The 13,526-nt window shown below is 67.1% G+C and carries 11 protein-coding genes; 10 read left to right on the top strand and 1 reads right to left on the bottom strand.

Annotation, left to right across the window (positions count from 1 at the left end):
• The first annotated feature begins 131 nt into the window (after positions 1-131).
• From hutH to AC5LXK_RS11540, 10 genes are all read left to right on the top strand, one after another.
• Complete coding sequence (gene hutH / locus AC5LXK_RS11585; RefSeq protein ID WP_493388951.1) at positions 132-1,655, top strand: histidine ammonia-lyase; 1,524 nt, start codon at positions 132-134, stop codon at positions 1,653-1,655.
• Between the two features lie 4 nt (positions 1,656-1,659).
• Positions 1,660-2,355 carry a histidine utilization transcriptional repressor HutC gene (gene hutC, locus AC5LXK_RS11580; protein ID WP_085043442.1) on the top strand — a complete coding sequence of 232 codons (696 nt, stop codon included), beginning with the start codon at positions 1,660-1,662 and terminating at the stop codon, positions 2,353-2,355.
• 39 nt (positions 2,356-2,394) lie between these two features.
• Positions 2,395-4,083 (top strand): urocanate hydratase, encoded by a 1,689-nt coding sequence (gene hutU / locus AC5LXK_RS11575; RefSeq protein ID WP_493388950.1) that lies wholly within the window; start codon positions 2,395-2,397, stop codon positions 4,081-4,083.
• Positions 4,084-4,085: 2 nt separating this feature from the next.
• Positions 4,086-4,697 carry a HutD/Ves family protein gene (locus tag AC5LXK_RS11570; protein ID WP_493388949.1) on the top strand — a complete coding sequence of 204 codons (612 nt, stop codon included), beginning with the start codon at positions 4,086-4,088 and terminating at the stop codon, positions 4,695-4,697.
• Positions 4,698-4,701: 4 nt separating this feature from the next.
• Positions 4,702-5,925, top strand: coding sequence for an imidazolonepropionase (gene hutI, locus AC5LXK_RS11565; protein WP_493388948.1), 1,224 nt, complete (start codon positions 4,702-4,704; stop codon positions 5,923-5,925).
• A gap of 204 nt (positions 5,926-6,129) precedes the next feature.
• The gene (locus AC5LXK_RS11560; protein WP_493388947.1) at positions 6,130-7,506 is read left to right on the top strand and encodes a formimidoylglutamate deiminase; all 1,377 of its coding nucleotides are present in this window, start codon (positions 6,130-6,132) and stop codon (positions 7,504-7,506) included.
• A 59-nt stretch (positions 7,507-7,565) separates the two neighbouring features.
• On the top strand, positions 7,566-8,363 hold the full coding sequence (hutG, locus tag AC5LXK_RS11555; RefSeq protein WP_493388946.1) for an N-formylglutamate deformylase: 798 nt from the start codon (positions 7,566-7,568) through the stop codon (positions 8,361-8,363).
• A gap of 735 nt (positions 8,364-9,098) precedes the next feature.
• Complete coding sequence (locus AC5LXK_RS11550; protein WP_493388945.1) at positions 9,099-9,905, top strand: gamma-glutamyl-gamma-aminobutyrate hydrolase family protein; 807 nt, start codon at positions 9,099-9,101, stop codon at positions 9,903-9,905.
• A 12-nt stretch (positions 9,906-9,917) separates the two neighbouring features.
• Complete coding sequence (locus AC5LXK_RS11545) at positions 9,918-11,255, top strand: glutamine synthetase family protein (RefSeq protein ID WP_493388944.1); 1,338 nt, start codon at positions 9,918-9,920, stop codon at positions 11,253-11,255.
• A 28-nt stretch (positions 11,256-11,283) separates the two neighbouring features.
• Positions 11,284-12,669: an aspartate aminotransferase family protein gene (locus tag AC5LXK_RS11540; protein WP_493388943.1), complete on the top strand. Its 1,386-nt coding sequence runs from the start codon at positions 11,284-11,286 to the stop codon at positions 12,667-12,669.
• Between the two features lie 160 nt (positions 12,670-12,829).
• Here the strand turns inward: AC5LXK_RS11540 and cysC are convergent, their stop codons facing one another.
• A complete protein-coding gene (cysC, locus tag AC5LXK_RS11535; protein WP_493388942.1) occupies positions 12,830-13,372 on the bottom strand; it encodes an adenylyl-sulfate kinase in 543 nt (180 codons plus the stop codon).
• Between the last annotated feature and the right edge of the window lie 154 nt (positions 13,373-13,526).

Raw genomic sequence — 13,526 nt, 5'->3', positions numbered from 1 at the left:
ACCGACCCGGCGGGCCGGACCGTGCATCAGGGAAACTCCCAAGTCGAAATCGGTGAAAAACGGGTTGTCTAGACAAGTTGACGTGGCTACACTTCAATCCATTCCGAACTTGTCTAGACAGGATTGCTCACATGATTACGTTGACCCCCGGCCACCTGACCCTCCCGCAACTGCGCCAGATCGCACGCGAATCCGTGCAACTGACGCTCGACCCGGCCAGCTTCGCGAAGATCGACGCCGGTGCGAAGGCCGTCGCCGACATCGCCGCGAAGGGCGAGCCGGCCTACGGCATCAACACGGGCTTCGGCCGCCTGGCCAGCACGCATATCCCCCACGACCAGCTCGAACTGCTGCAGAAGAACCTCGTGCTGTCGCACGCGGTCGGCGTTGGCGAGCCGATGGCGCGTTCGTCGGTGCGTCTCTTGATGGCGCTGAAGCTGTCGAGCCTCGGCCGCGGCCACTCGGGCATCCGTCGCGAAGTGATGGACGCGCTGATCAAGCTGTTCAACGCGGACGTGCTGCCGCTGATCCCGGTGAAGGGCTCGGTCGGCGCGTCGGGCGACCTCGCGCCGCTCGCGCACATGTCGGCCGTGCTGCTCGGCGTCGGCGAAGTGTTCATCCGCGGCGAGCGTGCGAGCGCGCTCGACGGTCTGCGCGTCGCGGGCCTCGCGCCGCTGACGCTGCAGGCGAAGGAAGGCCTCGCGCTGCTGAACGGCACGCAGGCATCGACCGCGCTGGCGCTCGACAACATGTTCTCGATCGAAGACCTGTACCGCACGGCGCTCGTCGCCGGCGCGCTGTCGGTCGATGCGGCCGCCGGCTCGGTGAAGCCGTTCGATGCACGTATCCATGAACTGCGCGGCCATCAAGGCCAGATCGACGCCGCGGCGTCGTATCGCGACCTGCTCGAAGGCTCGCCGATCAACCAGTCGCACCGCGATTGCGACAAGGTGCAGGATCCGTACAGCCTGCGCTGCCAGCCGCAGGTGATGGGCGCGTGTCTGGACCAGATGCGCCACGCGGCCGACGTGCTGCTGGTCGAAGCCAACGCCGTGTCGGACAACCCGCTGATCTTCCCGGATACCGGCGAAGTGCTGTCGGGCGGCAACTTCCACGCCGAACCCGTCGCGTTCGCGGCCGACAACCTCGCGCTCGCCGCATCGGAAATCGGCGCGCTGGCCGAACGCCGCATCGCGCTGCTGATCGACGCGACGCTGTCGGGCCTGCCCCCGTTCCTCGTGCGGGACGGCGGCGTGAACTCGGGCTTCATGATCGCTCACGTGACGGCCGCTGCACTCGCATCGGAAAACAAGACGCTCGCGCACCCGGCGTCGGTCGACTCGCTGCCGACTTCCGCGAACCAGGAAGACCACGTGTCGATGGCGACGTTCGCCGCGCGCAAGCTCGCCGACATCGCGGACAACACGAAGCACATCCTCGCGATCGAACTGCTGGCCGCCGCGCAAGGCGTCGACCTGCGCGCGCCGTACCACACGAGCCCGAAGCTCGCGCCGGTGATGGAAACGATCCGCGGCAAGGTCGCGCACTACGAGCTCGACCACTACTTCGCACCGGACATCGCGATGATCGCGAAGCTCGTCGGCGAGCGCGCGTTCGCGAAGGTCGCACCGTTCTCGTTCGCCTCGGAACAGTAAGTCGATGAGCGCGCCGGTCTACCAGGAGATCAAGGATTTCATCCTGGGCCGCATCCACGCTGGCGAGTGGGAGGAGGGCGACCAGGTGCCGTCCGAGAACGAGCTGGCGCGCGAATTCAAGGTGGCGCGCATGACCGTCAACCGCGCGCTGCGCGAGTTGACGGCCGAACAGGTGCTCACGCGGATGAAGGGTGCGGGCACCTACGTCGCGCGGCCGAAGTACGAGTCGACGCTGGTGGCGATCCGCAGCATCTCGGAGGAGGTCGGCGCGCGCGGGCATGCCTATCGTGCCAGCGTGCTCGGGCTCGACACGATCCGCGCCGACGAGGCGCTCGCCGACGAGATGCAGGTGGCCGTACGCACGAAGCTGTTTCATTCGCAGGTGCTGCACTTCGAGAACGACGAGCCCGTGCAGCTCGAAGAACGATGGGTGAATCCGGCGGTCGCGCCGGACTACGCCGAGCAGGATTTCACGAACACGACGCCGAACCTGTACCTGATGCGCGCGGCGCCGCTGCAGCGCGTCGAGTACCGGATCGAAGCGGCGGCCCCGGCGCCGGAGCGGCGCGAGCAGCTGCGGATGGACGACGTCGAACCGTGTCTGGTTTTACATCGGCGCACCTGGTCGCAGGGCGTCGTCGCCTCGGTGGCGAATCTGTGGCATCCCGGCAGCCGTTATCGCTTCACCGGGCATTTCTGATTCCTATTTGATAGTCATTTTCCTTCGGGAGCAGTCGTCATGAACCATCCGAAACACATCGATCCCCGTCTCGATCCGACCCGCACGATCCGCGCGCCGCGCGGCAGCGAGAAGACCTGCAAGACCTGGCTGGCCGAAGCGGCCTACCGGATGCTCCAGAACAACCTTGACCCGGAAGTCGCCGAGCATCCGCACGCGCTTGTCGTGTACGGCGGCATCGGCCGTGCCGCGCGCAACTGGGAATGCTACGACCAGATCCTCGCGTCGCTGAAGGATCTCGAAGAGAACGAAACGCTGCTGATCCAGTCGGGCAAGCCGGTCGGTGTGTTCCGCACGCACAAGGATGCGCCGCGCGTGCTGCTCGCGAACTCGAACCTCGTGCCGCACTGGGCGAACTGGGACCACTTCCACGAGCTCGACCGCAAGGGCCTGATGATGTACGGCCAGATGACGGCCGGCAGCTGGATCTACATCGGCAGCCAGGGCATCGTGCAGGGCACCTATGAAACGTTCTTCTCGGTCGCGAACCAGCACTTCAACGGCGACCCGTCGGGCCGCTGGATCCTGACGGGCGGCCTCGGCGGCATGGGCGGCGCGCAGCCGCTGGCCGCGACGATGGCCGGCTTCTCGATGATCGCGGTCGAATGCGACGAGACGCGCATCGATTTCCGCCTGAAGACGCGCTACGTCGACAAGAAGGCGACGACGCTCGACGAAGCGCTCGGCATGATCGAGGAAGCGAAGCGCGCGGGCAAGCCCGTGTCGATCGGCCTGCTCGGCAACGCGGCCGACGTGTTCCCGGAACTCGTCAAGCGCGGCATCACGCCGGACTGCGTGACCGACCAGACGAGCGCGCACGACCCGATCAACGGCTACCTGCCGCAAGGCTGGACCGTCGCGCAATGGCGCGAAGCGCAGAAGGTCGATCCGCAGAGCATCGTGAAGGTCGCGAAGCAGTCGATGGCCGTCCAGGTGCGCGCGATGCTGGCGCTGCAGGAGCGCGGTGCGGCCACGCTCGACTACGGCAACAACATCCGCCAGATGGCGCTGGAAATGGGCGTCGAGAACGCGTTCGACTTCCCGGGCTTCGTGCCGGCGTATATCCGCCCGTTGTTCTGCGAAGGCAAGGGCCCGTTCCGCTGGGTCGCGCTGTCGGGCGACCCGGAAGACATCTACAAGACCGACCAGAAGGTGAAGGAGCTGATCCCCGACGATCCGCACCTGCACAATTGGCTCGACATGGCACGCGAGCGCATCGCGTTCCAGGGCCTGCCGGCACGGATCTGCTGGGTCGGCGTGAAGGATCGCTATCGCCTCGGCCAGGCGTTCAACGAGATGGTCAAGAACGGCGAACTGAAGGCGCCGATCGTGATCGGCCGCGACCACCTCGACACGGGTTCGGTCGCGAGCCCGAACCGCGAGACGGAATCGATGAAGGACGGTTCGGACGCGGTCAGCGACTGGCCGCTGCTGAACGCACTGCTGAACACGGCAGGCGGTGCGTCGTGGGTGTCGCTGCACCATGGCGGCGGCGTCGGCATGGGCTTCTCGCAGCACTCGGGCGTCGTGATCGTCGCCGACGGTACGGCTGACGCGCACGAGCGTCTCGGTCGCGTGCTGCTGAACGATCCGGCGACGGGCGTGATGCGCCATGCGGATGCCGGCTACGAACTCGCGCAGCAGACGGCCCGCGAAGCCGGCCTGAAGCTGCCGATGCTCGGCCGCTGAGCATGACGGCGCTCGACCAGGCGCCGGTGAACGCGACGTTGGTCCGCGCAGCGGATCTCGTCGCGTCGCCGTGGAAGAACGGCGGCGGCGTGACGCGCGAGATCGGTGCGTTCCCGCCGGGTGCCGCGCTCGACGCATTCGCGTGGCGCGTGAGCGTCGCGGACGTCGGCACGGCCGGGCCGTTCTCGCGGTTCGACGGGATCGACCGCACGCTCGTGCTGCTGTCCGGCGCGGGCATGACGCTCACCGAGGAAGGCGGTGCGCGCCACGTGCTCGATGCACCGCTGGCCCGTGCGGATTTCGCGGGCGAGACGGCGATCGACGCAACGCTGCACGACGGTGCGACGCGCGACTTCAACCTGATGACGCGCCGCTCGGCCGCACGGGGCGCGCTCGACGTGTGGCGCGCAGGCGCGCACCGCCTCGCGCACACCGATACCGTGCTGCTGTTTTGCGCGGCCGGTGCGGTCGGCGTCGACATCGACGGCACGCACTACGCGCTGGAAGAAATGGACACGTTGCGGCTCGACGGGCCGCGGCGTGCGTTTGACGTCGTCGTGAGCGGTAGCGGCGCGCTGCTCGCCGTATCGCTCGCCATCGGCGAACGAGACTGAACGCATGAAACCGACTGTCTGGCATCACCTGAGGCTGTGTCCGCACGGCCATCCCGACGAGACGATCGACGATGCAGCGATCGCCGTCGACGAAACCGGCACGATCGTCTGGCTCGGCGCGTTCTCCGCGCTGCCGCACGGTTATGCACACTGGCAGCGCGAGGACCTTCACGGCGCGTGGGTGACGCCGGGCCTCGTCGATTGCCATACGCACCTCGTGTACGGCGGCACGCGTGCCGACGAATTCGCGCAGCGCCTCGCGGGCGTCAGCTACGAGGAAATCGCGCGGCAGGGCGGCGGGATCGTGTCGACGGTGCGCGCGACGCGCGCGGCCGACGACACGACGCTGTTCGTCCAGGCCGCCGCGCGCCTGCAGCCGCTGCTCGCGGAAGGCGTGACCGCGATCGAGATCAAGTCGGGCTACGGGCTCGACCTCGCGAGCGAGCGCAAGATGCTGCGCGTCGCGCGCCAGCTCGGCGAACGCTTCCCGGTCACCGTCTATACGACCTTCCTCGGCGCGCACGCGCTGCCGCCCGAATATGCGGGCCGTGCGGACGCGTACATCGACGAAGTGTGCGACCGGATGCTGCCGGCGCTGGCCGACGAGGGGCTCGTCGACGCGGTCGACGTGTTCTGCGAACGCATCGGCTTTTCGCTCGCGCAGACCGAGCGCGTGTTCGAGGCCGCGACGCGGCGCGGGCTGCCCGTGAAGCTGCATGCGGAGCAACTGTCGAATGCAGGCGGTACGGCACTCGCCGCGCGCTACCGCGCGCTGTCCGCCGACCACCTCGAATTTCTCGACGAAGCCGGCATCGAGGCGATGAAGGCGGCCGGTACGGTCGCCGTGCTGCTGCCCGGCGCGTACTACTTCATCCGCGAAACGCAACTGCCGCCGATCGAGCTGCTGCGCAAGCACGGCGTGCCGATCGCGCTCGCGACCGATCACAACCCCGGCACGTCGCCGCTCGAATCGCTGCTGCTGACGCTGAACCTGGGCTGCACGCTGTTCCGCATGACGGTGCCCGAGGTGCTGCAGGGCGTGACGCGCCATGCAGCCGCGGCACTCGGCCGCGCGGATCGCCACGGCGCGCTCGAAGTCGGTCGCCAGGCCGACTTCGCCGCCTGGTCGGTCGGCTCGCTGGCCGAGCTTGCCTACTGGATCGGCCGGCCGCTGTGCGAGCAGGTCGTACGCGGCGGCACGACCGTGTTTCGCCGGATGAACGGATAGTTTTGCAACGGATCGGATCGGGCCGGTAACGATGCGCCCGATCCGGGCGACGCTTTGCATGGGACCGGACCACGCGCGCCAGCGCGCACTCCGGTCGATCGCCGCGAAGCAGGGGCGAGCGCGCCGACGCGCCCGCATTTGCCGACCGCGGCACGCGGCCGGACGAGACGCCGAGGCGCTCGATCCGGTCAATAAGGACTCGCAATGACCGACACCATGTTGTTCGCGGACCATGCCTACCTGCCCGATGGCTGGCGCCGCAACGTGCTGCTGCGCTGGGACGCTACCGGCACGCTGACCGGCGTGACGCCCGATACCGACGCACCGGCAGGCGTCGCACGCGCGGCCGGGCCGGTGCTGCCCGGCATGCCGAACCTGCATTCGCACGCGTTCCAGCGCGCGATGGCGGGGCTCACCGAATATCGCGCGAATCCCGCCGACAGCTTCTGGAGCTGGCGCGACCTGATGTACCGCTTCGCGCTGAAGATCACGCCCGACACGCTCGCGGCGATCGCGCGCTGGCTGTATGTCGAGATGCTCAAGTGCGGCTACACGTCGGTGTGCGAATTCCACTACGTGCATCATGCGCAGGACGGTTCGCGCTATCCGCAGATCGCGGAACTCGGCTCGCGCGTCGTCGATGCCGCGCGCTCGGCCGGCATCGGCATCACGATGCTGCCCGTGTCGTACCAGTTCGCGGGCTTCGGCAACAAGCCGCCGCGCGACGACCAGCGCCGCTTCATCAACACGCCCGACGGCGTGCTCGAACTGCTCGACGTGATGCGTCGCGTGGCCCCCGAGCACGGCGGGCTGCGCTACGGCGTCGCACCGCACTCGCTGCGCGCGGTGTCCGAGAGCGGGCTGCGCGCGCTGCTCGACGGGCTGCCCGACGATGCGCCCGTGCATATCCATATCGCCGAGCAGACGGCCGAAGTCGACGACTGCGTTCGCGCAACCGGCGCGCGGCCCGTACAATGGCTGCTCGATCGCTTCGATGTCGGGTCGCGCTGGTGCCTCGTGCACGCGACGCACGTCGACGCAGCCGAGACTGCGGCGCTCGCGCAGCGTCGCGCGGTTGCCGGCCTGTGCCTGACGACCGAAGCGAACCTCGGCGATGGCGTGTTCCCGGCCGTCGACTATCTCGCGCAGGGCGGCGTGATCGGCGTCGGCTCGGACAGCCACGCGTCGGTCGACTGGCGCTCGGAGCTGCGCCTGCTCGAATACGGGCAGCGGCTCGTGCACCGCGCGCGCAACGTGCTGGCGAGCGACACGCAGGTGCACGTCGCCGATCGCCTGTTCGACGCATCGCTCGCGGGCGGCGCGCAGGCGAGCGGCCGGCGCGTCGGTGCGCTGCGCGAAGGCTGTCGCGCCGACTGGCTCGTGCTCGATCCCGATCATCCGGCGATCGCCGAACACGGCAGCACGGCATGGCTGTCGGGTGTCGTGTTCGCGGAGCATGGCGAGACACCCGTGCTCGACGTCTACACGGGCGGCGAGCGCGTCGTGAGCGGCCGCCGCCATCGCGACGAAGCCGTCGCGTATGCCGACTACCGCGCCGCGCTGGCGCAACTGCTGCGCTGACGCGCGGCAACCGGTGCACGCCGCGCGCGTGCACCGGCAGACTCTTACGGTGATGCGACATGACTGAACAACCGGCTGTATTCACGCTGAAGCAGGGCACGCTGCCGCTGCTGATCTCGATTCCGCACGCAGGCACGCACATCCCCGACGACATCGCCGCGACGATGACGCCCGATGCGCGCTTCGTCGACGATTGCGACTGGCATCTCGAGCGGCTGTACGGCTTCGCGGCCGATCTCGGCGCGTCGATTCTCGTACCGTCGCACGCGCGTTACGTCGTCGACCTGAACCGTCCGCCGGACAACGAGAACCTGTATCCGGGGCAGGACACGACGGGGCTCGTGCCGGTCGATACGTTCGACAAGGCTCCGCTTTACCCGGCGAACGCGCTGCCCGGCAACGACGAGATCATGCGTCGCCGCGACCGCTACTGGCTGCCGTATCACGATGCGCTGCAGGGTGAGGTCGCGCGCCTGAAGCGCGAACATGGCCGCGTGCTCGTATGGGAAGCGCATTCGATCCGCTCGCATGTCCCGCGTTTCTTCGAAGGCCGCCTGCCGGACTTCAACTTCGGCACGTCGAGCGGCGCGAGTGCCGCACCCGGTCTCGCGGAGGCACTGGCTGCGCGCGTGCTCGCGCATGGCGGCTATACGGCCGTCGCGAACGGCCGCTTCAAGGGCGGCTACATCACGCGCCACTACGGCGTGCCCGATACCGGTGTCGAGGCCGTGCAGCTCGAACTGTCGCAAATCACCTACATGGAAGAGACGCGTCCGTATGCGTACGACGAAGCGCTCGCAGCGCGGATTGTGCCGCTGCTGCAGACGCTCGTCGAAACCGCACTCGCACATCGTTGAGCGCGGGCCGCATACGTGCGGCAGCGCGGCGGGGCAGGGGCATCGCGCCCCGTCGGTGCGCACCATGCGCGCCGACGCAATGCACAAAACGGCATCGATCTCACGGATCGATGCCGTTTTTTTCGTCTGATCGATGTCGTCATCGGCACCTGAAAATTTGACGCAATTTTTAGGTGATATAAGCTGAATGTCAGGAAGTCGTCACGCGCGCACCGGCGGCGAGGTCATCGACGATGGCCGCACTGCGCAGGAATCCGCTGCGAGACATCTTGCTGACGTGTCGCCACGCGGCATTGCGACACGTGCCCTGTCTCCATCTGTCAGTCGAGTACGATCGTGAAAGCCGCCAGCCCTTCGATACGCCGGACGCGAAGTCCGTCGGCGGGCGCGCCGCCTCAGGCCGGGCCGAACCGGCATGCTGATCGCGGCACGCGTGCCGCCCCTTTACGCGAGCCTCGTTTCTTCGCCATTTCCCATCGCGGCCTGCGCCGCTTCAACCTCGTGACCGCGCACGTGTTCAGCGCGGTGCAGTGCGACGGCAGCGCATCGTTGTTGCCCTAGCGTCCTTTTCCGCTTCCGCCCCGGGCCGCACAGCCTGTTGCCGCATCGTCCGCGCGGCAGCACTTCGCATGCGCGTGCGTTGCGTGACCGCGCATGCATACGGCGTATTCGTGGACTTTCATCGTTCCGCGCGCGAGCGTGTCGCGCGCGATTGCCGGAGAGGGAGAGACGCCCATGCGTGCGCGACCGATCGTAGCCGTCACCGCCGACCGTATCCTGCGCGGTGCGCATCCGAACCACACGGCCGGCGAGAAGTACCTTGTTGCACTCGTCGACGGCGCCGGCGCGCTGGCGTTCGTACTGCCTGCGCTTGGTGCGCGGCAGCCGGCGGATGCGATCGTCGCGGCGGTCGACGGGCTGTTGTTTACCGGCAGCTATTCGAACGTCGAGCCGCATCACTACGGTGGCGCCGCGAGCGCGCCCGACACGCTGCACGATCCGGCGCGCGATGCAACCGCGCTGCCGCTGATCCGCGCGGCGATCGACGCGGGCGTGCCGGTGCTCGCGATCTGCCGCGGCATGCAGGAGTTGAACGTCGCATATGGCGGCACCCTGCATCAGCGGCTGCATGCGACGACCGGCTTCGACGACCATCGCGAACGGCCGGCCGATCCGCTCGAACGGCAGTACGGTCCCGCGCACGTCGTGCAGCTCGCGCCCGGCGGCCTGCTGCAGCGGGTCGCGCGCGGCGCGCACGAGGCCACGGTCAATTCGCTGCACGACCAGGGCATCGCGCGCCTGGGCGCGGGGCTTGCCGTCGAGGCGAGTGCGACCGACGGGCTGGTCGAGGCCGTCAGCGTGCGCGGCGCGCGTGCGTTCGCGCTCGGCGTGCAGTGGCATCCCGAATGGCGCTACGCGGAGCAGCCGCTGTCGCGCGACATCTTCGCGGCATTCGGCGCGGCGTGCCGCGCGCGCATGACGCACCGCCTTCATGCGGCTGGCGGCGCGATGCCGTCGCCGGCCGCATCCGACGTCGACTGAACGAGGCCGATCATGCAACCCGAACTGAGCGAATTCCTGCGACAGCACCGCATCACCGAAGTCGAGGCGATCATTCCCGACATGGCCGGCATCGCACGCGGCAAGATCATTCCGCGCAACAAATTCGAATCCGGCGAATCGATGCGCCTGCCGCAGGCCGTGATGGTGCAGACCGTTACCGGCGACTATCCGGAGGACGGCACGCTGACCGGCGTGACCGATCCCGACATGGTGTGCGTGCCCGATCCGTCGACGATCTGCCTGATCCCGTGGGCCGTCGATCCGACTGCGCAGGTGATCCACGATTGCGTGCACTTCGACGGCTCGCCGGTCGAGATCTCGCCGCGCTACGTGCTGCGCCGCGTGCTCGACCTGTACAAGGCGAAGGGCTGGAAGCCGGTCGTTGCACCCGAACTCGAGTTCTATCTCGTCGACATGAACGCCGATCCCGACCTGCCGCTGCGTCCGCCGATCGGCCGTACCGGGCGCGCGGAAACGGGCCGCCAGTCGTATTCGATCGAGGCCGTCAACGAGTTCGATCCGCTGTTCGAGGACATCTACGAGTACTGCGAAATGCAGGGCCTAGACATCGAGACGCTGATTCACGAGGTCGGCGCCGCGCAGATGGAGATCAACTTCGTGCACGGCGACGCGCTGCCGCTGGCCGACCAGGTGTTCCTGTTCAAGCGCACGGTGCGCGAGGCCGCGCTGCGTCACAACATGTACGCGACCTTCATGGCCAAGCCGATGGAAGGCGAGCCGGGTTCCGCGATGCACATTCACCAGAGCCTCGCGGATGTGCGCACCGGGCGCAACCTGTTCGCCGACGAAGACGGGGTAGTGTCGCCGCTGTTCCGCAGCTATCTCGCGGGGCTGCAGAAGTACACGCCGGCGCTGATGCCGATCTTCGCGCCGTACATCAATTCGTACCGCCGCCTGTCGCGCTTCATGGCCGCGCCGATCAACGTGCAATGGGGCTACGACAACCGCACGGTCGGCTTCCGGATCCCGCAGTCGAGCCCCGTCGCGCGACGCATCGAGAACCGGATTCCAGGTGTCGACTGCAACCCGTACCTCGCGTTCGCGGCGACGCTCGCCGCCGGCTATCTCGGGATGACGCAGCAACTCGCGCCGACCGAGCCGATCGCATCGGACGGCTACGACCTGCCGTACCAGCTGCCGCGCAACCTCGAGGAAGGCATTTCGCTGATGGCCGCATGCGATCCGCTCGCCGGCATCCTCGGCGACAAGTTCGTGAAGGCCTACCTGGCGTTGAAGGAAACCGAATACGAGGCGTTCTTCCGCGTGATCAGCTCGTGGGAACGCCGGCATCTGCTGCTGCACGTATGAGCGTGCAGCGCTGTTTTACGGAGGAAACATGACCGATCGAAACGAAGCGTTCCCGCCGCACTCGACCGCCGGCTATCGCGCGCTCGACGCCGCGCACCACATCCACCCGTTCTCGGACATGGGCGCGCTGAACCGCGCCGGCAGCCGCGTGATCGTGAAGGCCGACGGCGTCTACCTGTGGGACTCGGAAGGCAACAAGGTGATCGACGGGATGGCCGGCCTCTGGTGCGTGAACGTCGGCTACGGCCGCAAGGAACTCGCCGACGCCGCGTATCGCCAGCTGCAGGAACTGCCGTTCTACAACACCTTCTTCAAGACCACGCACCCGCCGGTGATCGAGCTGTCGGCGATGCTCGCGGAAGTCACGCCCGCCGGCTTCAACCACTTCTTCTATTGCAACAGCGGCTCGGAAGGCAACGACACCGTGCTGCGCCTCGTGCACCAGTACTGGCGCGTGCAGGGCAAGCCGCAGAAGAAATACGTGATCTCGCGCAAGAACGGCTATCACGGCTCGACGATCGCCGGCGGCACGCTCGGCGGGATGGGCTACATGCACGAGCAGATGCCGTCGAAGGTCGAGCACATCGTGCACATCGACCAGCCGTATTTCTTCGGCGAAGCGCAGCCGGGCGAAACGCCGGAAGCGTTCGGCCTCGCCCGCGCGCAGCAGCTCGAAGCGAAGATCCTCGAACTCGGCGCGGAGAACGTGGCCGCATTCATCGGCGAGCCGTTCCAGGGCGCGGGCGGCGTGATCTTCCCGCCGTCGACGTACTGGCCGGAAATCCAGCGGATCTGCCGCAAGTACGACGTCCTGCTGGTCGCCGACGAAGTGATCGGCGGCTTCGGCCGCACCGGCGAATGGTTCGCACACCAGCACTTCGGCTTCGAGCCGGACCTGATCACGATGGCGAAGGGGCTCACGTCGGGCTACGTGCCGATGGGCGCGGTCGGCATTCACGAGCGCGTCGCGCGGCCGATCATCGACAACGGCGAATTCAATCACGGCCTCACGTACTCGGGTCACCCGGTGGCGGCAGCCGTCGCGGTCGCGAACCTGAAGCTGCTGCGTGACGAAGGCATCGTCGAGCGCGTGAAGAACGACATCGGGCCGTATTTCCAGCGGCGATTGCGCGACGCGCTGGGCGACCATCCGGTCGTCGGGGAGATTGCGGGCACGGGGCTGGTCGCCGGCGTTCAACTGGCGCGCAACCGCGACCGGCGCGAGCGGTTCGGCGCGGACGTCGACATCGGCACGATCTGCCGCGACTTCTGCTTCAATGGCAACCTGATCATGCGTGCGACCGGCGACCGGATGCTGCTGTCGCCGCCGCTCGTGATTCGCGAGGCGGAAGTCGACGAGATCGTCGACAAGGCGCGGCGTGCATTCGATGCGACGGCGGAGCGGGTCGGATAGTCGTGCGGCAGGTTACCGCGCGCCGGTGCGATTGCGATCGTGCGCGAGGCACGCTGAACCGTTTCCTGACGTGATCCGACGTCGGACCGACTCTCTAAGCGGCCCGTTCATCGGAGGGACGTGAGGGATCGCCCGGCCACGAAATGACGGCGCGCAGCAATTACGCGGCCGTGAGGCGCTGACGCTCGAAATTCATGATGAGCGCGACCGACGCGGCGATATCCAGCGTTCCCGTTTCCACGATCAGATCGGGGGCGGTCGGTACTTCGTACGGGTCGGAGATGCCGGTAAATTGCGTGGTCTGGCCGGTGATCGCCTTGGCGTAAAGCTGCTTTGGATCCCGTGCGGAGCAGGTTGCAATATCGGTTTTCAGGTAGACCTCGACGAACCGATTCGCACCGATGATCTCTCGTGCGTGCTGCCGATCGGCCTCGTACGGTGAAATCAGCGCCACGATTGCGATGATCCCCTGCTGATTGAGCAGTTTCGCGATTTCGGCCGTGCGACGACAGTTTTCGGTACGGTCTTCGCGCGTGAAGCCGAGATCCGGCGAAACGCCCGCACGCAACTCGTCTCCGTCGAGTATGCATGCCGGAACATTGCGGGCGCGCAACTGCCTGGCAATTTCCTGCGAGAGGGTTGACTTGCCGGCGCCGCTCAGACCGGTAAGCCACAGTGTGTAGTCGTTGTTCTCTGATGACATGGGTACTTTGGTTTTGTCGCCAGCTCACCGTCGCAAGTCATGACTTCGTGCCGTAAATGCGCTGCTGATTCGACTGGCTGTTATATCGCGTAACGATTCTATGCATCCGATTTCCTACAAATGTTACATAAGAATTACCGATAATTACAGTCAT

This window comes from Burkholderia pulmonis (assembly GCF_984667975.1).
The sequence above is the reverse complement of the archived record's forward strand: the minus strand, read 5'-3'. Positions and strand labels throughout refer to the sequence as shown.

Excerpts from the sequence above, each read along its gene's own strand:
- AC5LXK_RS11550 (WP_493388945.1), top strand. The coding sequence starts at position 9,099 with ATGCGTGCGCGACCGATCGTAGCCGTCACCGCCGACCGTATCCTGCGC.
- cysC (WP_493388942.1), bottom strand. The coding sequence starts at position 13,372 with ATGTCATCAGAGAACAACGACTACACACTGTGGCTTACCGGTCTGAGC.
- hutG (WP_493388946.1), top strand. The coding sequence starts at position 7,566 with ATGACTGAACAACCGGCTGTATTCACGCTGAAGCAGGGCACGCTGCCG.
- AC5LXK_RS11545 (WP_493388944.1), top strand. The coding sequence starts at position 9,918 with ATGCAACCCGAACTGAGCGAATTCCTGCGACAGCACCGCATCACCGAA.
- AC5LXK_RS11560 (WP_493388947.1), top strand. The coding sequence starts at position 6,130 with ATGACCGACACCATGTTGTTCGCGGACCATGCCTACCTGCCCGATGGC.
- AC5LXK_RS11570 (WP_493388949.1), top strand. The coding sequence starts at position 4,086 with ATGACGGCGCTCGACCAGGCGCCGGTGAACGCGACGTTGGTCCGCGCA.
- hutH (WP_493388951.1), top strand. The coding sequence starts at position 132 with ATGATTACGTTGACCCCCGGCCACCTGACCCTCCCGCAACTGCGCCAG.
- hutU (WP_493388950.1), top strand. The coding sequence starts at position 2,395 with ATGAACCATCCGAAACACATCGATCCCCGTCTCGATCCGACCCGCACG.
- hutI (WP_493388948.1), top strand. The coding sequence starts at position 4,702 with ATGAAACCGACTGTCTGGCATCACCTGAGGCTGTGTCCGCACGGCCAT.
- hutC (WP_085043442.1), top strand. The coding sequence starts at position 1,660 with ATGAGCGCGCCGGTCTACCAGGAGATCAAGGATTTCATCCTGGGCCGC.
- AC5LXK_RS11540 (WP_493388943.1), top strand. The coding sequence starts at position 11,284 with ATGACCGATCGAAACGAAGCGTTCCCGCCGCACTCGACCGCCGGCTAT.